The 25,682-nt window shown below is 69.4% G+C and carries 17 protein-coding genes and 3 pseudogenes; 8 read left to right on the forward strand and 12 right to left on the reverse strand.

Annotation, left to right across the window (positions count from 1 at the left end):
- Positions 1–318 precede the first annotated feature (318 nt).
- Positions 319–824: pseudogene (locus NQU54_RS13365) on the forward strand (cation transporter); the annotation flags it as partial.
- 65 nt (positions 825–889) lie between these two features.
- Here the strand turns inward: NQU54_RS13365 and NQU54_RS13370 are convergent.
- Both NQU54_RS13370 and NQU54_RS13375 read right to left on the reverse strand, forming a co-directional pair.
- Positions 890–1,351, reverse strand: a pseudogene (locus NQU54_RS13370) (ABC transporter substrate-binding protein); the annotation flags it as partial.
- A 197-nt stretch (positions 1,352–1,548) separates the two neighbouring features.
- The gene (locus tag NQU54_RS13375; RefSeq protein ID WP_257631249.1) at positions 1,549–3,786 is read right to left on the reverse strand and encodes an aldehyde dehydrogenase family protein; all 2,238 of its coding nucleotides are present in this window, start codon (positions 3,784–3,786) and stop codon (positions 1,549–1,551) included.
- Positions 3,787–3,909: 123 nt separating this feature from the next.
- Between NQU54_RS13375 and NQU54_RS13380 the strand changes: the two genes are divergently transcribed.
- Entirely contained in the window at positions 3,910–4,272 is a 363-nt protein-coding gene (locus NQU54_RS13380) for a hypothetical protein (RefSeq protein ID WP_093699924.1), read from the forward strand.
- 4 nt (positions 4,273–4,276) lie between these two features.
- On the forward strand, positions 4,277–5,188 hold the full coding sequence (locus NQU54_RS13385) for a hypothetical protein (RefSeq protein ID WP_257631250.1): 912 nt from the start codon (positions 4,277–4,279) through the stop codon (positions 5,186–5,188).
- A gap of 128 nt (positions 5,189–5,316) precedes the next feature.
- Here NQU54_RS13385 and NQU54_RS13390 read toward each other — a convergent pair whose 3' ends face one another.
- Positions 5,317–5,784, reverse strand: coding sequence for an NUDIX hydrolase (locus NQU54_RS13390; RefSeq protein ID WP_257631251.1), 468 nt, complete (start codon positions 5,782–5,784; stop codon positions 5,317–5,319).
- Between the two features lie 249 nt (positions 5,785–6,033).
- On the opposite strand from NQU54_RS13390, the gene NQU54_RS13395 reads away from it, so the two are divergent.
- Positions 6,034–6,861 (forward strand): calcium-binding protein, encoded by an 828-nt coding sequence (locus NQU54_RS13395; protein WP_257631252.1) that lies wholly within the window; start codon positions 6,034–6,036, stop codon positions 6,859–6,861.
- Between the two features lie 148 nt (positions 6,862–7,009).
- On the opposite strand, the pseudogene NQU54_RS13400 reads toward NQU54_RS13395, so the two are convergent.
- The 5 genes and pseudogenes from NQU54_RS13400 to NQU54_RS13420 all read right to left on the reverse strand — a co-directional run.
- Positions 7,010–7,819: pseudogene (locus NQU54_RS13400) on the reverse strand (HAD family hydrolase); the annotation flags it as partial.
- 38 nt (positions 7,820–7,857) lie between these two features.
- Positions 7,858–8,934 (reverse strand): ABC transporter ATP-binding protein, encoded by a 1,077-nt coding sequence (locus NQU54_RS13405; RefSeq protein WP_257631253.1) that lies wholly within the window; start codon positions 8,932–8,934, stop codon positions 7,858–7,860.
- Between the two features lie 3 nt (positions 8,935–8,937).
- Positions 8,938–9,750: an ABC transporter permease gene (locus NQU54_RS13410; RefSeq protein ID WP_069868023.1), complete on the reverse strand. Its 813-nt coding sequence runs from the start codon at positions 9,748–9,750 to the stop codon at positions 8,938–8,940.
- Positions 9,738–10,634, reverse strand: a complete 897-nt coding sequence (locus tag NQU54_RS13415; RefSeq protein WP_257631254.1) for an ABC transporter permease — start codon at positions 10,632–10,634, stop codon at positions 9,738–9,740. The genes NQU54_RS13410 and NQU54_RS13415 overlap by 13 nt, the downstream gene beginning before the upstream one ends.
- Positions 10,631–11,788 (reverse strand): ABC transporter substrate-binding protein, encoded by a 1,158-nt coding sequence (locus tag NQU54_RS13420; protein ID WP_257631255.1) that lies wholly within the window; start codon positions 11,786–11,788, stop codon positions 10,631–10,633. Before NQU54_RS13420 ends, NQU54_RS13415 begins: the two co-directional genes overlap by 4 nt.
- 215 nt (positions 11,789–12,003) lie before the next feature.
- Between NQU54_RS13420 and NQU54_RS13425 the strand changes: the two genes are divergently transcribed.
- The gene (locus tag NQU54_RS13425) at positions 12,004–12,744 is read left to right on the forward strand and encodes a GntR family transcriptional regulator (RefSeq protein WP_257631256.1); all 741 of its coding nucleotides are present in this window, start codon (positions 12,004–12,006) and stop codon (positions 12,742–12,744) included.
- Positions 12,745–12,772: 28 nt separating this feature from the next.
- On the opposite strand, the gene NQU54_RS13430 is transcribed toward NQU54_RS13425, so the two are convergent.
- Positions 12,773–13,543, reverse strand: a complete 771-nt coding sequence (locus tag NQU54_RS13430) for a GntR family transcriptional regulator (RefSeq protein ID WP_257631257.1) — start codon at positions 13,541–13,543, stop codon at positions 12,773–12,775.
- A gap of 522 nt (positions 13,544–14,065) precedes the next feature.
- Here NQU54_RS13430 and NQU54_RS13435 point away from each other — a divergent pair.
- Positions 14,066–16,138, forward strand: coding sequence for an alkaline phosphatase family protein (locus tag NQU54_RS13435; protein ID WP_257631258.1), 2,073 nt, complete (start codon positions 14,066–14,068; stop codon positions 16,136–16,138).
- Positions 16,139–16,311: 173 nt separating this feature from the next.
- Here the strand turns inward: NQU54_RS13435 and NQU54_RS13440 are convergent, their stop codons facing one another.
- From NQU54_RS13440 to NQU54_RS13450, 3 genes are all read right to left on the reverse strand, one after another.
- Entirely contained in the window at positions 16,312–18,363 is a 2,052-nt protein-coding gene (locus NQU54_RS13440; protein ID WP_257631259.1) for a phosphocholine-specific phospholipase C, read from the reverse strand.
- Between the two features lie 172 nt (positions 18,364–18,535).
- Entirely contained in the window at positions 18,536–20,827 is a 2,292-nt protein-coding gene (locus tag NQU54_RS13445) for a hypothetical protein (RefSeq protein WP_257631260.1), read from the reverse strand.
- Positions 20,828–21,048: 221 nt separating this feature from the next.
- Entirely contained in the window at positions 21,049–22,131 is a 1,083-nt protein-coding gene (locus NQU54_RS13450) for a LacI family DNA-binding transcriptional regulator (RefSeq protein WP_257631261.1), read from the reverse strand.
- 127 nt (positions 22,132–22,258) lie between these two features.
- Here NQU54_RS13450 and NQU54_RS13455 point away from each other — a divergent pair, with 127 nt between their 5' ends.
- Together NQU54_RS13455 and NQU54_RS13460 are read left to right on the forward strand one after the other, a co-directional pair.
- Positions 22,259–24,244, forward strand: coding sequence for a glycogen debranching N-terminal domain-containing protein (locus NQU54_RS13455; protein ID WP_257631262.1), 1,986 nt, complete (start codon positions 22,259–22,261; stop codon positions 24,242–24,244).
- Positions 24,245–24,333: 89 nt separating this feature from the next.
- Positions 24,334–25,653 (forward strand): ABC transporter substrate-binding protein, encoded by a 1,320-nt coding sequence (locus NQU54_RS13460; RefSeq protein WP_257631263.1) that lies wholly within the window; start codon positions 24,334–24,336, stop codon positions 25,651–25,653.
- Positions 25,654–25,682: the final 29 nt, after the last annotated feature.

Raw genomic sequence — 25,682 nt, forward strand, 5'->3', positions numbered from 1 at the left:
GACCCGGCCCGTAAAGGTGGGTGGACCCCGGTCGTTCTTGCCCATGAGGACGCTGACCGATACCGCCTCACCGCCGCGACCGGCGGCCGAAGGAGCGGAGCCACGCGGTGCCCGAGCGGGTCGCGCGCTGCCGCCCCCTGCCCTGGTCGGGTTTCTCGCCCTCCTGGTGGCGCTGATGGCCGCCTCCTGCGTGGTGGGGCGGGCCGCTGGTCCAGTGGCACCCGGCATTCACCGGAGCGTGCCGGAGGACGGCGGGGCCGGGGGCATGGACACGCATGGCATGGGGACACGCGGCCGCGGCGTGCCGTAGGAGGTGCGATGAGCGAGGAGCCGGGCACCGAGCCCGACCGGACCAGCCCGTCCGACGCGCCCGTGCGCACCACCGACCTGCTGGTCGGCGGGATGACGTGTACGGCCTGCATGGCCCGGGTGGAGAAGAAGCTGGCGCGCGTAGAGGGAGTGAGCGCCACCGTGAACCTGGCCACCGGTACGGCGCGGGTCCGCCATCCGCCCACCGTGACCCCGCAGGAGCTGATCGCCACCGTCGAGCGGGCCGGGTACACCGCCGAACTCCCGGCACCTCCCTCCCCGGCCAGGGGAGACGATGACCAGTCGTCTGCCGCGGGGGACGGGGCAGCCGGACCCGACCGCGATCAGGTCGGCGACCTCGAACGGCTCGTCGTCACGGCGTCGCTGGCGGTACCCGTGATGCTCGTCTCCTCCCCGCCTGGCAGTTCGACCCATGGCAGTACGCCTGCTTCTCGCTCGCCACACCGGTCGCGACCTGGGGTGCGTGGCCCTTCCACCGGCGGGCGCTGCGCGGGAACTCCACACCGGAGGCCAGATCGTCCGCCGATCCACCGTTCGCCACCGAGGCCGCGGCGACTCCGTGGAAGCCGGCGGATGCCTGGGTCGGGTCGCCGTTGAGCGCAACCTTGCCCTTGTAGGCGGGCCCCAGCAGGTCGTTCATCCTGACGGGCGCGGGGACCTTGGAGGCGTCGTGGCCGATGGCGAGGTAGCCGGTATAGTCGCTGGTCCAGCGCCCCTTGGGGTCCTTGAGGTGGTTCGGGACGTCCTTCCAGGCAGCCGTCCGGTACGGAGCGAACAGGGCGGTGTTGGCCAGTGCGACATTGCTGCCGAGGTCGAAGACGTCGGGTGCGCGGCTCTGGCCCTTCAGTTGCCTGGCCGCGTTGATCTCGTCCTGGCTGCTGGCGTCGGGCTGTGTGGAGTGGACCTTGACGCCGTACTTCACCTCGAAGCCCGCGATCATGTCGCCGTAGTTGGCCCAGTCGGGTAGGAGGGCGATGACGTTCAGTGTTCCCTCCTTCCTGGCGGCGACGAGCTCGGCCATGCCCCCCAGGTCACTGGCGGATTCTGCCGTCGCCGCGGGTCCGGCCGAGTCCGCAGCGGAGGTGCCGGGTGGCGGCGGGGGCCGGCCGCAGGCGGTGGCGAACAGCAGGGTGAGACCGGCGCCGCCCCCGGCCAACGTTCTCCTTGTGCGCACGGGATGCCTCTTTCATGGTGGCCCGAGTAACTGGCTGATGTCCGTCAGGCGGGCAGCTTGACCATGACGTGTTCGAGCTCGGTGAACTCCTCCAGCGAGTACACGGACCGTTCCCTGCCGTGCCCGGACTCCTTGAAGCCGCCCCACGGCATCTCGGAGGCGGACACTCCATGGTCGTTGATCCAGACTGTGCCGAACCGCAGCCGGCGGGCCGCGTCCATGGCCTGACCGATGTCCCGCGTGAAGATGGACGCGGCGAGCCCGCAGACCACGTCGTTGGCCATCGTGTAGGCGGCTTCGGCGTCCGCCGCGCGCTGCACCGAGATCACTGGCCCGAAGACCTCCCGCTGGACGATCTCGCTGTGCTGGGCGGCGTCGGTCACCACAGTCGGGGCGACGTAGCACCCACCGGGGTCGGCTCCACCGCCACCGGTGAGAAAGGACACCCTGGCCTCGGCCGCGCGGTCGAGGACGCCCCGGACGCGTTCGGCGTGCGCGGCGTGGGCCAGGGGACCCATCTCGGTGCCGGGGTCGGCGGGAGCGCCCACACGCAGCGAGGAAACCGCCCGGACCAGTTCCTCCGCGACACGGTCGTGGAATTGGGCCGTGACGATGACGCGGGACGCGGCGCCGCAGTCCTGTCCGGCGTTGTAAAAGCCGGCGCCCCGCAGGACATCCGCGACCTCGACGGGGTCGGCGTCGTCGAGGACAACGGCGGGTGCCTTGCCGCCGAGTTCGAGATGGACACGCTTGAGGCTGTCGGCCGCCGCGCGCGTGACGTCCTTGCCCATCGCGGAGTCCCCGTTGAGTGAGACGATGTCCACTCCGCCGCGGCGAACCAGCGGCACGCCTGCCGAACGGCCCTCGCCGTTGACGACGTTGAACACGCCCCTCAGGAGGAGCAGGGCGCGCCGTGGCTGGTGCGCACGTGGGCACAGACCCCGGTCACAGCCCCGCCTGAGAGGACATGCCGCCGCTGCTCGCCGCCGCATGCCCGGGACCGCCGAACTTGGTGTACGGGCTGTCAGTCGGTGCGGTAGCCAGCCATGATCGAGGCCGGGTAGCGGCTGCCTCGCGGTGATCAGCTCGATCGCGGTATTCAACGGCGCCGGATCGGAGGTACGCATGGCGTCGGCGAGCAGCGCGAAAGCGGCCGACGTGTCCGGCCCACGCTCGTCCCGGTCGGTGGTCTTCGGGGCGCTGCCGCCCACATACGCGCTGCCGCCGACATACGCTTCCCGCCGCGCGGCGTCGAGTACGGCGAGGTACCGCGTTCGTTCCGGATGATTCGCCGGAGCCGCTGCCACTGCCTGCTCGGCCGCGGCGATCGCACGCTCACGGTCCTCGGGTGAACCGGTGTGCGCATGGCGAGCCCGGTAGTCGCTGCTGAGGTTCGCGAACAACGCGGCACGTTGCGGATGGTCGGCGGGTGTGGCCACGAGCGCCTGTTCAAGCAGCTCAGCGGCCCGGTCGACGTCAGCGACCGTCTTGGCCCGCTCGAACCGGGCGGTATAGGCATGGCCGAGGTTGGACAGAAACCTCGGCCGGTCGACGTCGTCGGCCGAGGCGGCTGCCACCGACGCCTCGCCGAGCTCGATGGCCCGGTCCCCGTGCTCGGCCAGCCCGCTCCGCCGGTACCACGCCCCGTACGCGAGACTCAGATCCGACAGGCATCTCGCCCGCTCGGGATGGTCTGGAGGGATGGCCGCGACCGCGGGCTCACCCACATCCATCGCCCGCATCACATCGTCGAACTGCCCAGTGAGCGAGTGCCGGACCTGGAAGGCGATGCCGAGATCGGACAGCATGGTCGCCCGCTCGACGCGATCGTGCGCCGTGTCCGCGATGAAGAGCATGAGGATGTCGATGGTCGCGTTGAGCAGGGCGAGATCGCCCGTCTCCGAGGCGCGGGTCAGAAGGCTCCCGGCGAGGCCCGCACGGGTCTCGACAACCGCGGTGGGGCCAATCAGAGTTCGCATGCGTTCGGGAACCAAGTCCGGATCCTCGGCCACCGGGCTGAGGAAGAACGCCGCCTTCGCGAGGTCGACAAGAGCAGCGTCTCCCGGTGACACGTTGAACCGGTGGTAGTGCAGCCAGCCGATCGCACGGCACGCCTGGTCGAAGAACTGCCGCTCCTCAGGCATGAACTCGCCGACGGCATCTGGCCGAATTCCTTCGGCCAGCAGCTCAGCGTCGGCGACGGCGTCATCCCCCAGGATCCTCGACGGGTCGCCGGATCGCTCGTAGTCGAGAAGACGTTGCTGGACCTGACGAAACGCCACGTCGAGCGGCCTTTCGGGCCGTTCTCGCGGTTCCGGCCGCCGTCGAAATGCCCAACGCACAAGAACAACATGCCACCTCACACCTACACATAGCCAGTGGCTCGCGGCTAGGCTCTTCAGATCATGGAGCATGGTCCCCCCGATACCGCTGAACGGCTCGCACTGGCGGCATTGTGCGACGAGTTGCGCGAACTCCGGCGGGAGTGCGCTGTCCAGACCGAGGAGAAGCGGCTCCTCCTGTCCCGGATCGAGGCCGAGGCTCGCGAGCGCCGCCCGATCCTGGCCCTGCTGGATCAACTGCTCGGCACCAGCGGAGCCGACACGGTTCGGGGATTGAGCAGCAGCCTGCCGGGAGCGGGCTCCGGACGAGCCGACGAGGAGACATTCGCCTGTCCTGACGGCGCCTGCGACCGGGTCGTCCACGCCGTACCGGCGGGCCCGATACCGCGATGCGAGCTCACCGGTCTGCCATTGATCTCCCGTTGACGACATGGGCAACTTCTTCGGTGAACTGGCCAAGAAGCTGGCAGAGCGCTGGGTCGGACTGCTCGCTGTACCCGGTCTCTTGTTCGTCTCCTGCGCCTGGGCAGGTCTGCAACTCGGCTGGACGTACGCCCTCGACCTGCGCCTGCTCGCCTCGAAGACCACCGCGCTCGGCGCCTCCCTGAACAAGGCGTCCGGTCCGGCTCAGATCCTCGCCATCGTCGCATTGCTGCTCGCCGCCGCAGGCGTCGGACTGATCGTGCAGGCACTCACGGCGCCGCTCCGCGCGTGGTGGCTCGGCCAGTGGCCGACGGGATTGCGGTGGGCGGCGCGGTGGCGGACCCGAGCACGCACGGGCCGATGGGTCAGGCTGGTCGAGCACCGGCAGCAACTCCAGCGGCGGTACCCGCTGCCCGGCCGAACTCCCGAGCGGCAGCACGACATCGACACCATCGCGCACCGGATCAACCGGCTGTCCCCGGCGAAGCCCGCCCGACCCACATGGATGGGTGATCGCATCGCCGCCGTCGAGCAGATCAGCCTTGACAGGTACGGGCTCGACCTCCGATTCGGCTGGCCACGCCTCTGGCTGGTGCTGCCGGAGCACATCCGGGCCGAACTCACCACGGCCAACGGTCAGTTCGCCACCACCATCGTCACCGGGGCATGGGCTCTGCCCTACCTCGTACTCGGCACGCTGTGGTGGCCGGCGCTGCTGATCGCATTGGTCACGGGCCTCAGCGCATGGACACGAGCCCGGACCGCGATTGCCGAGCTCACCGACCTGAGCGAATCGGCGGTCGACCTCCATGGCCGCACCCTCGCCGTGGCGCTCGGCACCGCACCTGCTGACAGCACCGGCTCCCTCACCCCCGCCGAAGGTCAGCAGATCACCCGCCAAGTGCGCAAAGGCAGGTGATCGGGCGGCTCCGGCCCCGCCTCGACAGTACGTGGAAATGGTCCGGCACGCTCGTGCAGGAAACCGCCAACCCGACCGGACTCAACGTCACCGCCCGCGGGCCGGCCAGTCTCGATGTTGGTAGCGCCTCAGTGCTGGATCAGGCCGCCGACAGGGACGGCAGCGACGTGACCGGTCGCTGGAAGCGTCTGTGCCAGCGTGAGGCCGATATCGACCAGCGATGACCGGCGCAGGGAAGCCACGTCGGGAATCGGAGTCCACACCGACTCGGCGATCTCTCCGTTCGGCTCAGGCCGGAGCCGGCCGCCAGTGATACGGACCCGGTAGAAGATGCCGACATTCTGGTGCTCGACTCCCGCACGCGCGAGGGCCGCAGGAATCAGCCGTGAGTCCACTCCCAGCAGGCGATCCACTACCGCCGCGCACCCGGTCTCCTCCGCCACTTCCCGGATCACCGCATCGAACGGATCCTCTCCCTGCTCGACCCTGCCACCCGGAAGAGTCCAGTTGCTCCCGCCCTCCGGCGGTACGTGGCGGGCGAGCAGCACCCGCCCGTCCTCGATACACACGGCGTACGCCGCCAACCGGAAGCTCATCCCCGCACCTCCTCGCCGGACCCTATCCGACGCCCAAGGTCCGCGTGGCCGCATAATCACCCGGCTCGCTGAGCGCCGACCATCGCAGCGGCGACCCGCGAGGGGAATTTCCGGTGTCGTATAGCTGAACGCGAAATGTGAATTCGAAAAGATCGGTGAAGAGGGTACGGAAGTGGCACAACCCCGCGCGGATTTTCCACGTCGAAACGGGTGATCGGAAATCAGATCCACTCCCCACGGAGGTTTTTCGTGTCCACCCTTGGCCCGCCCTCCCCCCGCGTCCGCCCGGTCGGCGTCGCCGCCTTACTGGCCGTCGCGGCCAGCACCGGACTCTTCGCCTGGAACGCCCAGGCCGCCGCCTCGCCCGCGTCGGCCTCCCCGGTGTCGTCGGCCGCGTCGCCGGCCACCGTGACCGTCACCGACGAACGGATGACCTACACGGCGGCCGACGGCCAGACCAACAAGCTCACCATCAAGCGGGTCAGCGAGACCGACACCACGCTGACCTTCGCCGTCGACGACGTTGTCGAGATCACCGTCGGCGCCGCCTGCACCCACCCCACCGCCGCCGACCTGACGTATGTGACCTGCACCGTGCCCGTCCCCGACCCGGACCACCCGCGCGACCAGGGCAACGTCGAACTCGGCGACGGCAATGACAGCGTCAAGATCTCCGGTGGCGATGTGAACGTCTACGGCGGGGCCGGGGACGACACCATCATCGGCGCTTCCGTCGCGGTGGGCGGCGACGGCGACGACACCATCAGCCACGCCACGAACGCCAACGGCAACGCCGGCGACGACACCATCACCGACTCGTTCGCGGTGTGGGCCGGAGACGGCGACGACACCGTCATCGGCGATGACGTGGCCAACGAGATCTACGGCGGCCCCGGCAACGACTATCTCGACGGCGCCGGCAACGACGACTCGATCGACGGCCAAGAGGGCGACGACACCATCAAGGGCGGACCGGGCAACGACTACCTCTTCGGCGGCCCCGGCCAGGACGACATCGACGGCGGCCCCGGCGACAACGTCATCGACCAGGACGGATCCATGCCCGAGGGATTCTGAGGAAACCTCGAGAGACCACAAGAGATCTCAAAAGCCTGAACAATAAGACGGCCCGGGTCGACGACCCGGGCCGTTCCACCGCCGAACGGGCAACGGAACTCGCCCTCACCCCTGCACAGACCATCCGCCAGCCGGTGGCCTCGCGGTGCTCGGCGGACGGGAGCCCGTCCGAAGGCGGACTCGTAGGGCCCGTACGGTGTGCGGTGCGGGTGGGCGGTCCAGACGTCGACCTCCCGACCCGGTGCTATCCGGATCCGGGCACCCGCCGCTCCGTAGAAGCCGACGTCGGGGTCGCCGAGGCGGTCCACGAAGGGAGCATGGCGCGTAGCCGTTCCGGCGTGACCTCCTCCAGGCTGGCCAGCACCGTGCGTCCGGGCGCTTGATCGATGGGCGCGAGGGAGGGCACGGCGAGCACCGCGCACCCCGCCGCCTCGGCGGAGCTGACGCCGGTGGGAGTGTCTTCCACGGCCACGCAGCGGACGGGGTCTGCGCCGAGGGCGCGGCAGGCGGTGAGGTAGGGGTCAGGAGCGGGCTTGGTGCGCTCGGTGTCGTCGGCAGTGACGGAGACCACGAACCGGTCGGCGCCCAGGACGGCCAGGACAATGTCGGCGACGGCCCGGGATGAGGCGGTGACCAGGGCGGTGGGGACACCGTCGCGGGCGAGGGCGTCGAGGAGGTCGAGCGCACCCGGTCGCGGCACGATGCCGGTAAGCACCCGGTCGGTGAACTCCCGGTGCAGCGCGTCGGCCACGTCCGCGGCCGGCCGGCTCGTGGCCGCGCCCAGCCACGCGGCGGTGTGCTCGACCGGGCGGCCGAGCACCTCCGGCTGGTCGGGCAAGGTCAAGGGTCTGCCGAGACCCGCGGCGACCTGCTCCACCGCCTCCCACCACAGCCGCTCGGTGTCGACGAGCGTGCCATCCATGTCGAACAGGACGGCCTGGAGCGGGAGTCGAGTCACGGTGGTCTCTTTCAGGTCGGGGAATTCGCGGGGGAACTTCAGTGCGCGCGTTCGGCCACCAGCACCGGCCGCCGGGGGAGTGACACCCGTACGGCGGTCCCGGCGGCCAGTGCGGCGGCCTCGTGGGTGGACAAGTCGGCCTTGATCTCCACGCCGTCGGCCATCCGTACGGTGAGGCGGGTGGTCGCGCCGAGGAACGCGGTGGCGACCACGCGGGCGTCGCCCTGTCCTTCCGCCGCGACGTGGACGGCTTCGGGCCGCACCAGCACGTCCACCTCCGGCGTCGCGGGCACCTCGCCGTCGGCCGGCAGTCGCTGCCCGAGCACCTCGACGGTCGTACCGTCCAGGTGTCCGGGAATCCGGCTCATCGTGCCGACGAACTCGGCGACGAAGGCGGTGGCGGGCCGTCCGTACAACTCGGACGGGGGTGCGCACTGTTCGAGCCGTCCGGCGCGCATGACCGCGACACGGTCGGCCATGGACAGCGCCTCTTCCTGGTCGTGGGTGACGAACAGGGTGGTGATGCCGAGTTCCCGTTGCAGTCGGCGGATCTCCTCGCGCAGGGTCAGGCGCACCTTGGCGTCCAGCGCCGACAGCGGCTCGTCGAGCAGCAGGACGCGCGGGCGCAGTGCGAGCGCGCGGGCGAGGGCCACGCGCTGCTGCTGGCCGCCGGAGAGCTGGTGCGGGAACCGCTCGCCCTTGTCCCCGAGGCCGACCAGCTCCAGCAACACCGCTGCTCGCGCCCGCCGTTCGGCCGTACGCACCTTGCGCATGCGCAACCCGAAGGCCACGTTGTCGACGGCGCTGAGGTGCGGGAAGAGGCTGTAGGACTGGAAGACCATCCCGGCGTCGCGGCGATGGGCCGGAACACCGGTGACGTCCTGGCCGTCGACCAGCACCTCGCCGGCGTCGGGGTGCTCGAAGCCGGCGAGCAGGCGCAGGGCGGTGGTCTTGCCGCAGCCGGACGGACCGAGCAGGGCGAGCAGTTCACCCGGTCGCACGGCCAAGTCGAGCCCGTCGAGGGCGATGGTCTTCCCGAACTCTCGGCGCAGGCGCCGGAATTCGACGGTGGCCGCCTTCTCGGCAACTGCCTTGTCACGTGTGGTGGCGGTCATGGTTCATCCCCGGGAAGCGGTACGGGAGCGCCCGCCGAAGCCGGCGAGTGCGAGGAGAAGTGCCCAGGTGACGAGCAGGCTGAGCACGGAGACGGCGACGGAGAGCTGGGCCTGGGAGCCGCTGACGGTCACGATCCACACCGCGAAGGGCTGGAAGCCGAGCAGCTGGGCGACGGTGAACTCGCCGAGTACCAGCGCCAGTGTGAGGAAGGAGGTGTTGAGCAGTGCCCCGCGCAGGTTGGGCAGTACGGCCCGGACGAGTGCCTGCGGCCAGCTGGCGCCGCAGCTGCGGGCGGCCTCGACGAGGGTGGGCACGTCGATGGCGCGCAGTCCGGCGTCCAGCGCCCGGTATGCGAAGGGCAGGGCCATCACCACGTACGCGAGGACCAGCACAAACGGGAAGCTCGGGTTCTGGATCGCCACGAAGGTCTGGAACAGCGGGGTACGCGAGAGGTGTTCGGGTCCCCACTTCAGCACCGTGCCCATCCCGGCCGCCAGCGCGATCGGCGGGACGACCAGCGGCAGTGAGCAGACCACGTCGACGACCGGCCGCAGCTTCGGCGCACCGAGCCGGAGCGCCACCATGGCGGGCACCATCAGCAACAGGACGGCGGCGATGGTGGCGGCGGCCAGCTCCAGCGACAGCAGCAGGCTGGAGAGGAAACCGTCGGCGGAGAGGATGTGGGTGTAGGCGTCGAAGGTGACCCCCTGGCCCGGCACGTCCACCGTGAAGACCACGGACGCGGCGAGCGGCACCAGGAAGTACAGCCCGGCGCAGGCCAACACGCACCAGCGCCATGGATTCAGGCGAGCCATCGCGCACTCCGTCGTTGCAGAGGCAGGTACATGGCCATGACCAGGCCCGCGACCAGGACCATGTCGAGGCTGAGGGCGAGCGCCACGTTCTCCTGGCCGACCAGCACGTTGCCGGAGATGGCGTCGGCGATCTGAAGGGTGACCAGCGGCACCGAACTGCCCACCATGGCCGCGGCGGTGGCGTACGCGGCGAAGGCGCTGCCGAACAGCAGCACCAGCCCGCCGAGCAGCGAGGGCGCCAGCACGGGGAGGGCGACGTGCCGCCAGTACTGGAGGGCGGTGGCGCCGTTGTTGCGGGCGGCCTCGCGCCAGTGGGAGCGCAGTCCCTCCAGGGCGGGGGTGATGGTGAGGACCATCAGAGGAATCAGAAAGTACAGGTAGACGGTGATCAGTCCCCAGAAGCTGTAGAGGTCCCACCCGTGCTTCGCCAGCCCCAGGTGCCGGGTCAGAACGCCCGAGTTGCCGAGCGTGGCGACGAACGCGAAGGCCAGCGGGACACCGCCGAAGTTGGCGAGCACCCCGGAAGCGGTGAGCACCGCCTCGCGCAGCGCCCGGAAGCGCGAGGTCACCACGGCCTGGGCGAGCGACAGCCCGAGAACGGCGGCGATGGCGGCGGAGACGGCGGACAGCTTGACGCTGCCGAGCAGGGCCGTCAGGTACGCGCCGTGCAGCGAGGTCGTCAGGTTGGACAGGCTGTAGGAGGTGGCACCGGTGGTCTGACCCTTGACGGTGAAGGCGCCGTTGAACATGGCCAGGGCGGGTAGTCCGAAGGCGAGTGCCGTGAACACCAGCAGCGGCAGGACGGCGAGCCAGCCGGGGGCGCGGCGCCGCCGCTTCATCGAAGCGACGGGCACCGCACCGGCCTTGGGAAGGGTGGCGGTCATCCGGAGACGGCCTTCGCCCAGCCCTGCGCGAGCACCTTCTTGGCCTTGCTCTGCTGGGCCTCGGTCGGGAACTCGGGGGTGCCGGACACCTCCGGCAGCTTGGCCGCGGCGGTCGTGTCGAGCGTGCCGGCCTTGTCCATGGCGGTCATCAGGGCCGGGCGGGCGTAGCCCTTGAGCCACAGGTTCTGGCCCTCGGTGCTGTAGAGGTACTCCTGCCACAGGCGGGCGGCCGCCGGGTGCGGGGCGTCCTTGTTGATGGCCTGTGAGTAGTACTGGGAGAACGTGCCGTCGCCCGGTACGGCGACCTTCCAGTCCACCCCCTTGGACTTGAACTCCTCGGCGTACCCGGCGTTCAGGTAGTCCCAGTCGATACTGATCGGCGTCTCGCCCTTCTCGACGGTGGCCGGAGTCGACTCGACAGGTGTGTAGTTGCCGTTCTTCTTGAGCTTCGCGAAGAAGTCCAGGCCGGGCTGGATGTCATCGAACGAGCCCCCGCCGGCGAGCGCGGCCGCGTACACACCGCCGAAGGCCGAACCCGACTTGGTGGGGTTGCCGTTGAGCGCCACCCGACCCTTGTACTCCGGCTTGAGCAGGTCCGCGAAGGTGGTCGGGCAGGTCTTGACCCGCTTCGCGTCGCAGCCGATGGAGATGTAGCCGCCGTAGTCGTTGTACCAGCGGGCCTGCGCGTCCTTCTGCCCCTCGGGGATGTCGGCGAAGTCGGCCACCTTGTACGGCGCGAGCAGCCCTTGCTGGGCCGCGCTGAGAGCGAAGGAGCTGCCCAGGTCGAGAACGTCCGGGGCGCGGTTCTGGCCCTTGCGGGAGGTGACTGCGTTGATCTCGTCCTGGCTGGACCCGTCCGGGTTCTCGACCTTGATCTTGATGCCGTACTTCTTCTGGAAGCCGTCGATGAGGGCGCCGTAGTTGGCCCAGTCGCGGGGCAGCGCGATGGCCTGAAGCGTGCCCTCCTTCTTCGCCGCCTTCACCAGCGCGTCCATGCCGCCGAAATCGGCGGCGGAGGTGGCGGTGGCGGCACTCTTGCCGTCGGCGGTGCTCGACGCGTTGTCGGGTGCGGCGCCGCAGGCGCTCAGGGCGAACGCGGCGACGACGGCGAGGGAGCCGCTGAGGACGGCTGTTCTCGGCAGGGACACGGTCACGGTCACTCCAGGGGGACGCACGAGGGTTCAAGGAGATGAAACGGAGAACTTGTCTGAACAAGTTGGCCTCAGTAAGGCCGTCTCGGATGTCGTCCCCGTAAACACCGGCGAAACCCTTCCCCCTGTTTCCCTGCATAATTGCGGACGGTGCCATCACCTCCAGGTCTCGATTAAGCTGTCCATGCTGTGCACAGTTGTCGACTCAGAGGGGAAGCATGCCGGCGCGACACGAGGAGATCGCCGATGCACTGCGGCAGGCGATCGACCGCGAGGAGTACACCGTCGGCAGCCTGCTGCCCCCCGAGACGGAACTCGCCGCCCGCTACGGCGTCTCGCGCGGCACGGTGCGCCAGGCCATCGCGACCCTCACGGCCGAGGGCCTGATCGGCTCCCGCCAGGGCGCCCGCCGCGTGGTGCTGACCAGCCGCCGCAGCCAGACCTTCGCCGAACTGCGCAGCTTCGCCCAGTGGGCGCGTGCGATGGGCCGGGAAGCGACGGGCCGGGTGGTGGCGCAGGAACACCGCCCGGCGACCAAGGAGGACTCCGTACGCCTCCAACTGCCCCTCGGAACACCGGTGTTGCACGTTCTGCGGGTTCGCGGCCTGGATGGCGAGCCGGTCCTCGTGGAGCGGACCGTGTACGCCGACTGGATCTCCCCCGCCGTCGCGGCGATCGAGCCCGACTGCCCGTCGGTCACCCAGCGCCTCTACGACGACACGGACTTGGTCTTCGCCTACGGCGAGCACGTCATCGACGCGGTCGCGGCGGGCGCGCAGGACGCGGAACTGCTCGGCATCCGCCGCACGAGCCCGTTGCTACGGGTCCGCAGGGTCACGACCACTCGCGAAGGGCGACCGGTGGAGTGGTCGGACGACCGCTACCGCTCGGACGCCGTGAGCTTCAGCGTGCACAACTCGATCGGGAACAACGCGCTGGCCCGCAAAACGGCGGACTGACGAGCTCGTGCAGGGTCGATGCCTGGAATCAGTCCGACCGGCGGTGGCGGCGGGCGAGGGCGGAGGTCGCGATCGAGTTGTGCACGGTGAAGGCGACGGTGCCCGGGAGGTAGCGGTCCTCGGACCATTCCACCGGTGTCCCGGCCGGATCGGTGGAGCGGCGGCGTTCACGCAGCAGAGCGTCCCCGGCTTCGCAGCCGAGCAGTCGCGCGTCGTCGGCGTCCGCCACCACCAGATCGATGGTGTGGTCAGCGTCGGCGAAGACCACACCGTGTTCCTGGAGCGGCTCGGTGTGCGAGACCGCGTCGGGCGGGATCCGTGCCACCAGCTCACCCACCCACAGTGGATAGAGTGACCGCTCCACCATGACCGGTCGGCCCGACAGGGTACGCACCCGCAGGACGAGGACCACCTCCGCGCCGGGCTCCAGCCGCAGCTGCTCGCGTTCCCGGGCGTCGGCCGGGCGCCTCTCGACCCGCTCCACCCGCCCGCCGGGCTCCTCGCCGAGGGATCGCGCCCAATTGGTGAAGCTCACCAGTTCGGCGAAGCTCTGCACCCGGGCGGTGCCCAGCACGACGCGGCGAGTGCCGCGCCGGGAGGTGACCAGGCCGTCGGCGCGCAGCGCCCCCAGCGCCTGGCGGATGGTGCCGCGGGAGACCCCGTACCGCTCGGCCAGCGCGCTCTCGGCCGGGAGCCGGCCGCCCGACCCGTATTCGCCGGCCGCGATCGCCTCACGCAGGTCGGCCGCGACCCTGCGGTACAGGGTGTCCTTCGGCGGCTCCGCACGCCCGTCCTGCAACGTTCCTCCCTGGTCGACTCGACACCGCGGCGTACCCCGGTCCCGCTGGACCCTATCCGCTTCGTGTCCGCCACGCGTCGCCCCATGTCGTCCGGCAGTCGGCCGGCTACGAGCGGACAGTGGGATTCCCACCCCATCCCCCGGCAGCACCATCCGCTCAGCTGGTCACCGGCGTCCGGCTCACTGTCCGAAGTCGCGACCTTGATGTGTCGACGGTCCGACTGACCGGCCCGCCCCGCCCATCGGGTGGGGCGAAGTCTTCGGCTCTCTTCCGGTTGTCCGTCATCTGCGGTTCACAGAACAGTCTCGGTCGGGCCGCTTACTGGGGGCGAAGTTGTACAGCCAACATTGGCGTGAAGGACACGCGCCACCACGTACACCGGAAATCGACAACCTCGCAGCCGACGCTCCGCCGATCACCACTCGGCCGGTGTGCATACAGAGTTGGTGACACCTCGCTTCCACGAGAGAGCTGGGCGCGGCACTCGTTTCCGAGCATCCATGCCCATGTAAGGAGATTCCGTGGTTCGCAATCCGAATATCCCCAAGCCCGAGTCCGAGCCCGGCGACAGACCCGAGACGACGACCGGCGCCACCCGCCGTCGCTTCCTCCAGGGCGCGGGGGTCGCCGCCGGGACGCTGGTGCTCGGTGGGACCGCCGGGGCGGGCGGCGCGTACGCCGCCTCGAACCCCGGGTACGTCTTGCCAAAGGGCTTCCAGGGCGACATGTCCGACCTGAAGCATGTCGTGATCCTGATGCAGGAGAACCGATCCCTCGACCACTACTTCGGCACGTTCCCCGGTGTACGCGGCTTCAATGACAAGCAGGCGCTCCGGTTCCAGGACGGCACCACCGTCTTCCAGCAGAAGGACCGCAACGGCAACATCGTCACCCCGAAGGCCGATGACGGCACCTGGGGCAACAACCACGAAGCCTGGGGCGACGTCGACCATCGCAAGTGGGATCTGTGGGTTCAGCACAACGGCGCCAGCTGCATGAACTACCACAGCGACGCCTACATGGGCTTCTACCATTCGATCGCCGCCCAGTACACCATCGCGGACCAGAACTTCTGCTCCGAGTTCGGGCCGACCGACCCCAACCGGAAGTACCTGTGGAGCGGCACCGCCAACAGCGAGACGGGCAACACCGACGAGTCCAACTACTCCCGTCCCTGGATCACGGTGGCCGAGCAGCTCCAGCAGGTGGGCATCGACTGGCGGCTCTACTCCGACAACAGCGGCAACGGGCGACAGGGTTACATCAGCACCTGGGTCGGCGACTACGGCGACAACGAGCTGAAGTACTTCAAGGGGTTCGACCCGCAGGGGCTGAGCGCCGACGACCCGAAGCTGCGGCCCGGCACCGGCCTGATCTGGCGCGGCAACGCCACCTACTACTCCGGCAAGACCTCACCGAATGACGACTCCGACGAGAACCTCGACGCGGTCCTCAAGAACCTCCATGACGCCTGCCAGCCGGGCGCGGAACACCCGCCGCCGGCCGTCTCCTGGATCGTGGCGCCCTACGGCTGGTCCGAGCACCCGAGCGCGGACACTCTTCACGGCGAGCGCTACGTCAAGAAGACGCTCGACATCCTCCAGAGCAACCCCGACATCTGGAATCACACCCTCTTCATCCTCAACTACGACGAGAACGACGGGAAGTTCGACCACGTGCTGCCGCCCTGGCCCGAGGCGGGCACGGCGGGCGAGTACACCGGCGACTATCCGCTCGGCTTCGGTCCCCGGGTGCCGATGCTGCTGGTCTCGCCGTGGACCCGCGGCGGGTACGTCGCCTCGGAGGTCTTCGACCACACCTCGACGATCAAGTTCCTCGAGATCTGGGCGGCCCACCTCGGCAAGCCGTTCCGCTGCCCCAACATCAGCGACTGGCGGCGCTCGATCGCAGGTGACCTGACCAGCGCCCTCGACTTCGCCCACCCGCAACCGGGGCCGGCCGCCCTCCCGGACCCGCGCGCCGAGCGGCCGGTGTCGATCGCCGCCGACCATATGAAGGCCCGCCCGCTGAGCTTCCACCCGCACGCGACGATCTCGGAGGACCGCGCGTCGGGGACGGTCACCGCCAGGATGACCCTGACCGGCGGCCCGAAGGACAAGGCCCTGAGCTTCCAGGTCTTCCCCGACAAGTACAAGGCGTTCTCCAGCACGCCGTTCACCGTCGCCGCGCGCAAGCCCCGCGACTACACCTGGGACGCCAACGCCACCGACGGCAAGTACGCGTTCTCGATCTACTCCAACGACGGCTTCGTGCGCTCCTTCGCCGGCCAGGTCGCGCCCGCCGGAAAGACGGACGGTGCCCTCCCGCGGGTCGAGGTCGCCCTGCTGAGGGGCGAGGGCATCACACAAGAGGCCCAGGTGAAGCTCACATTGCACAACGACGGCACCGAGCCGGTGGACTACACCCTCACCGCCCATGACTACCTCGGCCGTACCCGGAACGTCACCGTGGCCCCCGGCCGGACGAAGGTCGTCATGTGGCCCACCCAGCAGGGCTACTACGACGTGGTCGTTACGGTCAACACCGACACCGCCTGGACGCAGCGCTACGCGGGGCGGATCGCCCCCATCTGAGAGGATCCCGCACTCGGCCGACCCGCCACCGCCTCCCGCATCGAATCCGGCCTCGGCCGGTGTCCGGTTTGGCGATCGTGCGGTGGACCCGGCTGAGAACACGTACGGCCACCGCGTGATCCTCGGGGGTTGTGTGAACTCCTGAAGATCATGCGGTGGCCGCAGTGGAAGAGTCAGGTGGTGGTTGCGGGGTCGCTGGTGCTGGCTGTGCCGGTCTCGACGTGGCCGGCGAACCGTCGCACGAACGCGCTGTCGGTGTTGGAGGTGACGGTGACGTCGTACCAGTGGTGGCCGGCGGGCACGCCCCAGGCGGGGACCGTCCGGGAGGCGCCGGGCTGCACGGTGTAGGAGTAGTGGTCGTCGGGTGCGTACGCGTCGGTGGCGGTGAAGGTGACGGAGGCGCTTCCCGCGTTGGTGAACGTCAGCGTGACCTGCCCGGCGGCGTTGTCATGGCGGGCGGTGACCTCGGGGCCGACGGCGGTGTTGGTGCCGGCCTGGCGGCGCAGGAACCCGTTGGGGCCATGGACGGAGAAGTCGTAGCGGCTGCCGGGCAGCGCCCAACTGTCGGTCAGGCTCTTACCGCCCTCGACCGTGTACGGCCAGGGACCGTCGCCGCGGGTGGCCGACGTGACATGGAATGCCGCCCCCGCCGCACCGAGGCTGGTGAAGGTGAACTGCATCCTGCCGCCCACCGCCTTGGTGTCCACGACCAGGTCGTACGGCAGCGGCCGGGCGTTGCGCAGCCCGCTCTCCTGCCTGGGCAGCGTGCCGGTGGCCGGCGGCGCGGGCACGTAGTCGCCGGGGTTGTCGTGGTTCGGCGGGACGTAGCGGGTGGTGTCGGGCAGGGCGGGCACGCCGGCATCGCTGCCGGAGAAGTCGAACGCGGAGGTGAGGTCGCCGCACACCGCACGGCGCCACGCGGACACGTTGGGGTTGTGAACGCCGAAACGCTTCTCGATGAACTGCACGATGGAGGTGTGGTCGAACGTCTGCGAGCACACCCACCCTCCGGTGCTCCACGGGGAGATGACGAGCATCGGCACGCGCGGACCGAGCCCGTACGGTCCCGCGCCGTAGCCCGAGGACCCGGCGAACAGGTCCTGCGTCACATCGGCGGTCGACAACCCCCGGGCCGCGGAGGCGGGCGGGAACGGCGGGGTCACATGGTCGAAGAACCCGTCGTTCTCGTCGTAGGTCACCAGCAGCGCCGTACGGCTCCACACCTGCGGGTTGGAGGTCAGCGCGTCCAGAACCCGCGAGATGTACCAGGCACCGTAGTTCGCCGGCCAGTTCGGATGCTCGGAGAACGCCTCGGGGGCGGCGATCCAGGAGACCTGCGGCAGCGTGCCGGCCGCGACGTCGGCGCGCAGCCGGTCGAAGAAGCCGTCGCCGGCGGCCGCGTTCGTGCCGGTGCGGGCCTTGTCGTACAGGGCGTCGCCGGGCTCCGCGTTGCGGTAGTTGTCGAAGTACAGCAGCGAGTTGTCCCCGTAGTTCCCGATGAACGGATCACTGGTCCACCCCCAGTGGCCGGCGGCGTCCAGCCCGGTGCCGATGTCCTGGTAGACATTCCAGGACACGCCGGACTGCTGAAGGATCTCCGGGAACGTGGTCCACGCGTAGCCGGCCTCCTCGTTGCCGAGTACCGGCCCGCCGCCCCTGCCGTCGTTCCCGGTGTAACCGGTGTACATGTAGTACCGGTTGGGGTCGGTGGAGCTCAGCATCGAGCAGTGGTAGGCGTCGCACACCGTGAACGCGTCCGCCAACGCGTAGTGGTACGGGATGTCCTCACGGGTCAGATACGCCATCGTGGTCGTCGACTTCGCCGGGATCCACCGGTCGTACGCGCCGCCGTTCCACGCCGCGTGCGTGCCGGACCAACTGTGGTCGAGGTCCTGGATGAACTTCAGGCCCAGGTCGTCCGCGTCCGGGCGGAACGGCAGCGTCTCACGCCCCGAGGTCGCCGCCTGGTGGAAAGCGGTCTTCCCCGACGGCAGCACGAGCGGGCGCGGATCACCAAAACCCCGCACCCCGCGGAGCGTCCCGAAGTAGTGGTCGAACGACCGGTTCTCCTGCATCAACACCACGACATGCTCAACATCGGCGAGCGTGCCACTCCCGGCGGCAGGCGGAATCGACGCGGCCCGCGCAATCCCGGCCGACAGACTGGACGCCGCGGCCGTACCCGCGGCAAGTTGCAGAAACCTACGGCGACTGACGTCGGTCACAAGCGCTCCTGGAGATCCGGTGTGGGGCTCAGAGTCAGGGACTGCGGCCGGGCAAGTGCCCGGAGTGACGTTGAACGTGGTGACCACGTTCTCGAACGGTGGGGGCTCCCGGCCCGATGTCCGGGGCGCCAGGCCGGGAGCCTGTCCGAGGGTGCGGGCCGACCGGCTTGGATCAGAAGTGCCAGCAGGCCCAACTGTGGGGATCGTCGGCGTCGGCGGCGCGGGAGAAGACGCTTGCCGCGTACGGGTAGCCGTAGGTGCAGGCGTCGTCCATGCTCATGGAGACGTGGTTGCCGTCGGGGGCGACACAGTGCCAGTCACTGGCGGTGGTGCCGTCGAGGCTGACGCCGCCGGTGTTTCCGACCGACTTGCAGTAGCCGTTGAGGTCGAGACCGCCGGAGCTCTGGAAGGCGGGGGGCTTGGTGAGGGTGACGGTGGTGGAGGTGGTGCCGGCCGGGAGGGTGACCGTCCCGGCGGCCGAGTTCACGGTGCCCGCGGTGGCGGAGGCGATGTTCCCGACGAAGCCGGGGACCTGGAAGGACACCCCACCGGCGGGCGTGTCGCCGTTCAGGGTCAGCTTCACCGCGGAGCCGGTACTGGTGATGGTGGCACCCATGCGGTGGCCACCGGCGATCGGGACGTTGGTGGCACTGGTCGTGGCGCCGGAGCGCAGCCATTCGGTGGGCAGGCCGCGGCCGACGATGACCTGCCCGTCGGACTTCTCGGCGACGAGGGAGTCGAGCAGCACCTTGGAGGCATTGGCCTGACCCCACATATGAGGGCTGGAACCGGTTCCGGCGGTGGCGTGCGTGCCGGGTGACCAGTTGGTGGACCCGGCGGTGGGGATGCCCTCCCACCAGGAGAACGGCGCGCTCTGCGAGTTCGTGATCATGAACTGGTAGTCGTACACGCCTTCGGCGCGGTGGTCGGCGGAAGCGAGCCCGGCCTCCCCGTACCCGGCGTTGTAGCCCGTGCTGAAGCCGGTGTAGCCGCCGTAGGTGTGCGGGGGCAGCCCGGAGAGCTTGGCGAATCCGTTCTTGTAGGTGGAGTCGAGCATGGTGGTCATCGGGCCGCTCTGCTGGGCGCCGAAGAGGTAGCCGTCCCAGTTCCAGCGGCCGAACAGGAACAACGCGGCCCAGTTGGCGTTGTTCTTCTGCCCGCAGGCATTGCCGTCGTTGGGCGCGTTCACGGCGCAGGGGATGTAGTTGAGGTGGTTGGCGTCGATGGTCTTGGTCAGCGCTGTGTTCACCGCGGACAGCAGGGACTTGTGGGTCCGCTGCGCCCAGTTCGCCTCGGAGGTCTTGCCGAGCTTGGCCGCGATGTAGTGGTAGGCGGTCAGGCCCATGAGGGCCTCGGCGTTGTCGACGGTCCAGTAGCCGTCGCTGTCGATGTCGTAGGTGGCCTTCATGACGCCGCCGGGCCCGGTCCGGTCGGTCTGGATCCGGTGGGCCTCGGTCTGGATGCGGTTGAAGTTGCTCTGCACGAAGGCGGTGTCGCCGGTCTTCTCCAGGTAGACGGCCCAGGGCCAGGGGAAGGTCCAGTGCCCGTCGTCGTAGTCGACCGGAGAGTTGCTCGGGTCGAACTCGGTGAGCTGGGTCTTGGCGTCGGAGAGGTCGCCCTGGGTGAAACGGTTGACGAGCATGCCGACGAGGTCGTGGTTCCAGACCTGGTCGTAGCCGTTCTCCCCGACATGGAGCGCGGTGCCGTCCTTGACGATCTCGCCGTAGATCATGCCCGCCTTGTAGGCGTTGACCAGCCGGGGGTCCGGCAGGTCGAGCTGGGCGATCTCCCCGAGCCGGCCGTCCCAGTGGTTGGTCATGTGCGCGTAGTGGGAATCGTACGAGCCGGCCGCGGCCAGGCTGCTGTCGGAGGGCCACGGGTACGAAGCCCCGAAGCGGTCGACGGCGATGACGTAGTCGTGCGAGACCGACTCACCTGGCTGCACCGTGTTGCCCACGTCGTTCAGCGGGATCAGGCCGGATGAGGGCGCCGGGTCCTCGGTGTGGGCCACCGTGTCATGGTTGTCCACGGTGACGCGGGAGTAGACGGCGACATAGTCGTTGCCACCGGTCGTCACCTTGTCTCCGAAGTTGGTGATGGTGACGGTGGTGTTGTCGCGCTGAAAGCTGGTCACCAGCGCCGGGTAGTAGCCCTCGGCATTCGACCACTGGAGAGACGCGGGGTTGTTGTGGATCCCGAATCTGGCGGTCGTGTTTTTCCCGGCGCGGATGTCGAAACTGCCGTCCCGATGGGCGATGGCGGCGTCTTTGTCTCCGTCCCAGCCGATGACCGCGCTGTCGACCTGGTTCGTGCCGGCACGGGCCGGAGCGGCCTGGAGGGTCTGGACACCGGCGGCGAAGCCGACGAGGGCGAGTCCGATGACCGCGCTGAGAAGGCGTCGGCGCAGGGTTCGGAGGCGGGGAGGTCCGTCGGCCGGCACCGGCGACGGTGTGATGCGGCTCATGGCGATTCCTGGGGGCGTCGGTCGCCAGGATCAGAGGCGACAGGGGCTGATCGTGCTCTGCGGTGGCCGTAGAGGCCGGGTGCCGCGGTCGGCAGAGGGTTTTTGAGCGCTCAAACGCGGCGCCCCTAAGGAACCAACCGATGCCGGGCCTGTCAAGGGTTCGCACACCGATTGCTCTGGGGTGCCCGGCATCGGCCGGGTTGTCGGTGGGACGGGCGGGGCTACCGCCGCGGGCTCGCGGGCCGGGCGCTGGAGGACCGAATGACCAGCTGGGGTTCCAGGAGCCAGCACCCGGGACCCACCTCGTCAGTGCCGAGCAGAGCCGCGACGACCTGCCGGGCGACCAGCTCGATGGGCTGCCGGATGCTGCTGAGCTCCAGAGCGGCCGCCGTGGGCGTGTCGTCGAAACCGACGACAGCGAGGTCGCGTCCCACCTCGAGCCCCCATCGCTGAGCCGCCTGCATGGCGCCCACGGCCAGCGTGTCGGTGGCCGTGACGATGGCGGTGGGGGGCTCGGAGTGTTCGAGCAGTCTGAAGGTGACCTGGATGGCCGCCTGGACCGAGTCCTCGCTCCGCACGTCCAGGACTCCACAGGTCGAGGCGAGACGGTGGCTTTCGACGGCTTGGTGCCAGCCACGTGCCCGGCGGTCGCCGATGGTGCGACCGGACGGCCAGCCGAGGAACGCGACGCGGCGATGACCGCGATTGACCAGGTGGTCCACGGCGAGGCGAGTGCCCAGGACATTGTCCACGTCGACCCAGGGATAGGTGTCGGCGCCCGTATCCGTCCGCCCGAACGCGACGAACGGAACCCCCATGTCGAGCAGCGCCTTCGGGCGTTGGTCGTCGGCCGTCAGGTCGTACAGGACGAATGCGTCGGCAGCTCCTCCGCGGTGGAGCCTGCCGACGCTGTCGATCTCCGCGGACTCGTCCTCGGCCGCGAACAGCAACAGGTGGTGGTCGGCCGCCCGGCCGGCCTCGGCCAGAGCATGCAGAAACCTGTCGTGCATCGAGGTGAGGGCTCCGGGAGTCAGCGGGCGGATCCGGCACCCGATCATGTGTGAGGCGCTGCGCGCCAGAGCCTGCGCCTGGCGATTGGGCTGGTAGCCGAGCCGGGAGATGAACTCCACGACGCGCTCGCGGGTGGCGGGGCGCACCCGCTCGGGCGCGTGCAGGACATTGGACACGGTTTGTCTGGACACTCCGGCCGCCTGTGCCACGTCCTGGAGGGTGGGAGCGCCTCCGCCCACTGGCTCGTGGTGTCCCGGCTCCGCCATGTACGCCTCCAGTTCCTTCTGCTTCACCCGCAGTGCATTGTCCCTGAACTCGGTCCCTGGTCGGCGGTCGTCCGGTCTGCTACGGTTCGCTTCCTCGCGATTTGCGCGCTCAAATTTTACCGCAACTCCACCCGTCCGAGTTCACGGAGGCGATGTGAGCCACTTCCGCCAGAGCTCTCTGCACGAACTGGTCACGTTGCTCTGGGCACCCTCCGTGTGCCTGAGTTCCGGCGACGGCCAGATACGTGCGGAGGGGCTCGACGGCTTCTACACCAATGATTACCGGGCGCTCTCCGGCCTGGAGGTGGAGGTGGCCGACGCTGTGGTCGAGCCGGTCGGATGCCGGCTTCAGGGCCCTGCGAGTGCCGTCTTCACCTCCCGTGTACGCCTGGACGGTGACGAGGGCGCCGATCCATCGGTGGTGATGCACCGCTACCGGTCGGTGGGCCAGGACGGGCTCGAGGAACGACTGGAGCTGGTCAATTACGGTGCCGCCCCCGTGCGGGCGACCGTGCGGGCGCGTGCCCGAACCGATCTGGCACCGGTCCATGTCGTGCGCGGCGGCCGGCAGGCGCCTCACGTGGCTCCTCGGCCCGTGGCCGGAGGCGCGTGCTGGGCCGGAGCGGTACAGGAGGTCCTGCTGACCGCGGAACCGGTTCCGGCGCGGATGACGTCCGAGGACGCGGACGTGGTGCTGTCGTTCACCGTCGACCTGGCGCCGGAGCAACCGTCCGGGGTCACCTTGCGGGCGACCGCCCGGAACAACGATCCGGAGACGGCCCAGCGTACGTTCCTGTCCGTCGCTCCGCGGAATCCGCCCGTACTCGCCCACCGGACCACCGGAGCGGAGGAGCCGCGCGACCCCCAGCGCCGCAAACTGCTCCAGGCGAGTCTGCGGGATCTTCAGCGCATGCTGCTGGCCGATCCCCTTGAGCCCGCGGACTCCTTCCTCGCCGCCGGCAGCCCCTGGTACTTCACCCTCTTCGGCCGCGACGCGTTGTGGTCGGCCTCCCTGCTTCTGCCCGGTGCCCGGCGGTTGGCCCTCGGGACACTGCGTACCTTGCAGCGGCGCCAGGGGGAACGTCACGACGCCGTGGCGGAGGAGGAGCCGGGCAAGATTCTGCACGAAGTCCGCCGGGAGACTCTGCGCCTGAACGACATGGTCATCCCTCCCCTTTACTTCGGCACGATCGACGCCACCATGTTGTGGGTCCGCCTCCTGCACAGCACCTGGCAGGCAGGCGTGGACGAGGCCGAGATCGAGGCGCTTCTCCCGAGCCTGCTCGCGGCGCTGGAGTGGATCACGGCCCACGGCGACAGCGACGCGGACGGTTTCATCGAGTACCGGTCCTCCACCCGGGGCGGCCTGGCCAATCAGGGGTGGAAGGACACCCCGGACGCCGTGCGCTGGGCGGACGGGCGACGCGTGGCATCCCCGCTGGCGCTGTGCGAGGTGCAGGGCTACGCGTATGCGGCCGCCACCCAGGGCGCCACCCTCCTCGACGCCTTCGGACTGCCCGGAGCCGACCGCTGGCGGGACTGGGCAGCCCGGCTTCAACAGCGGTTCCGCGCCACCTTCTGGATCGACGACGCCACCGGCGTCTATCCCGCCATAGCCCTGGACGCGGACAAACGGCCGGTGGACGGAGCGGCCTCGAACATGGCGCATCTGCTCGGCACCGGCCTGCTCAACTCCCATGAGGCGGACCTGGTGGCGCGTCGCCTGTCACGCCCCGACCTCGACTGCGGCTATGGACTGCGCACCCTGTCCTCGACGAGCAGGGCCTTCAACCCGCACAGCTACCACTGCGGCAGCGTCTGGCCGCACGACACGGCCATCGCGGTGCTCGGGCTGGCCGCCGAGGGTCACCACGCCGCCGCGCATTCGCTGGCGGAAGGTGTCGTCACCGCCGCCGAAGAGTTCGCTTTCCGCCTTCCGGAACTGTACGCGGGCACCTCCGCCCATGATGGTGAGCCCGTTCTCGCCTACCCCAACGCCTGCCGTCCGCAAGCATGGGCCTCGGCCGGGGCCGTGGCGATGATCGACTACCTCGAAAGCCATGACTCCACGAGCACGGGCACCGAATCCGGCGATCGCCCGGGCCTCCTGACAGCCGTTCCCGAGCCTCGACACACCTGACCGGGACTCCCTTCCCCGGCTCTGCGACGACCCCTCGCGAGCCGCACCCGCTTCCCCGCCCGTACCCTCCCTCACCGCAAGGAGCCCGCATGAGCCGCACCCGCACCACCTGGCGCACATCGAGAACCGCCGGCCTGGCGGCCCTGGCAGCCACCGGTGCCCTGATCCTGGCCGGCTGCTCCGGCAGCGATGCGAAGGACGAGACGTCCACGTCAGGCGGTGGCACCGATCGTGGCCCCATCACCTTCGCGGTCGGCAAGGACACCTCCGGCGCCTTGCAGAAGCAGGTGGACGCCTGGAACGCCGCCCACCCGTCGGAGAAGGTCACGCTGAACGAACTCCCGGCAGCCGCCGACGCCCAACTACAGCAACTCCAGCAGAACGGCCAGGTCAAGTCGAGCGCGTTCTCCGTGCTGGGGCTGGACGTGACGTGGACCGCCGCATTCGCGGCCAACCGGTGGATCGACCCGATACCCGCCTCGACCAGCACCAGCGGCCTGCTCCCGGCCGCCGTCGAATCGGCCAAGTACCGCGGCACCCTCTACAGCGTGCCGTGGCAGACCAACGGCGGCCTCCTCTTCTACCGAAGCGATCTGCTCACCGCCGCGGGAATCAAGACGCCACCGACCACCTGGCGCGAGATGCAGGCCGACTGCGCCAAGATAAAGGCACAGCCTCAGGCCAAGAAGGCATCCTGCTACGCGGGGCAGTTCGACAAGTACGAGGGCCTGGTCGTCAACTTCTCCGAAGCCGTGCAGTCCTCCGGCGGGCATGTCTTCGACGCCAACGGCAAGCCGACGGTCGACACCCCCCAGGCGAAGACCGCACTCACCTGGATGGCAGACGCCTTCAAGGACGGCACCATCCCGCACGAGGACCTCACCTATCAGGAAGAGAACGGACGGCAGGCGTTTCAGTCCGGAAAAGTGATCTTCATGCGCAACTGGCCCTACGTGTGGGACCTGGCCAACAAGACCGACGGCTCCTCCAAGGTCACCGGCAAGTTCGACGTCGCACCCCTGCCCGGCCTCGACAGCACCGGCTCCTCGACCCTGGGCGGCTACAACCTCGCCGTCTCCTCGTTCACCAAGCACAAGACGACCGCCCGCGACTTCATCACCTACCTGACGAGCGACAGGTCCGAACGCGCCAACCTGCTCGCCGCGTCCACCGCTCCCACCCGAACCGCCCTGTACCAGGACCCCGCCCTCCAGAAGAAGTTCCCCTACCTGGCCGGCCTCAAGAAGTCGCTGGACACCGCGGTCGCACGTCCCCAGGCCGTTCGTTATGGCGATGTGTCCGCGGCGATCCAGGACGCCGTCTACCCTGCGCTCTCCGGCCGGACCGATCCCGCCACCGCGCTGGCCTCGCTACAGGACAAGCTGACGCAGCTCACTTCTCAGCCGTGAACGGACGGGCCGGGCGCGTCCCCTCCCCC

Source organism: Streptomyces malaysiensis subsp. samsunensis (genome assembly GCF_024519315.1).
GTDB classification, from domain to species: Bacteria; Actinomycetota; Actinomycetes; order Streptomycetales; family Streptomycetaceae; genus Streptomyces; species Streptomyces malaysiensis.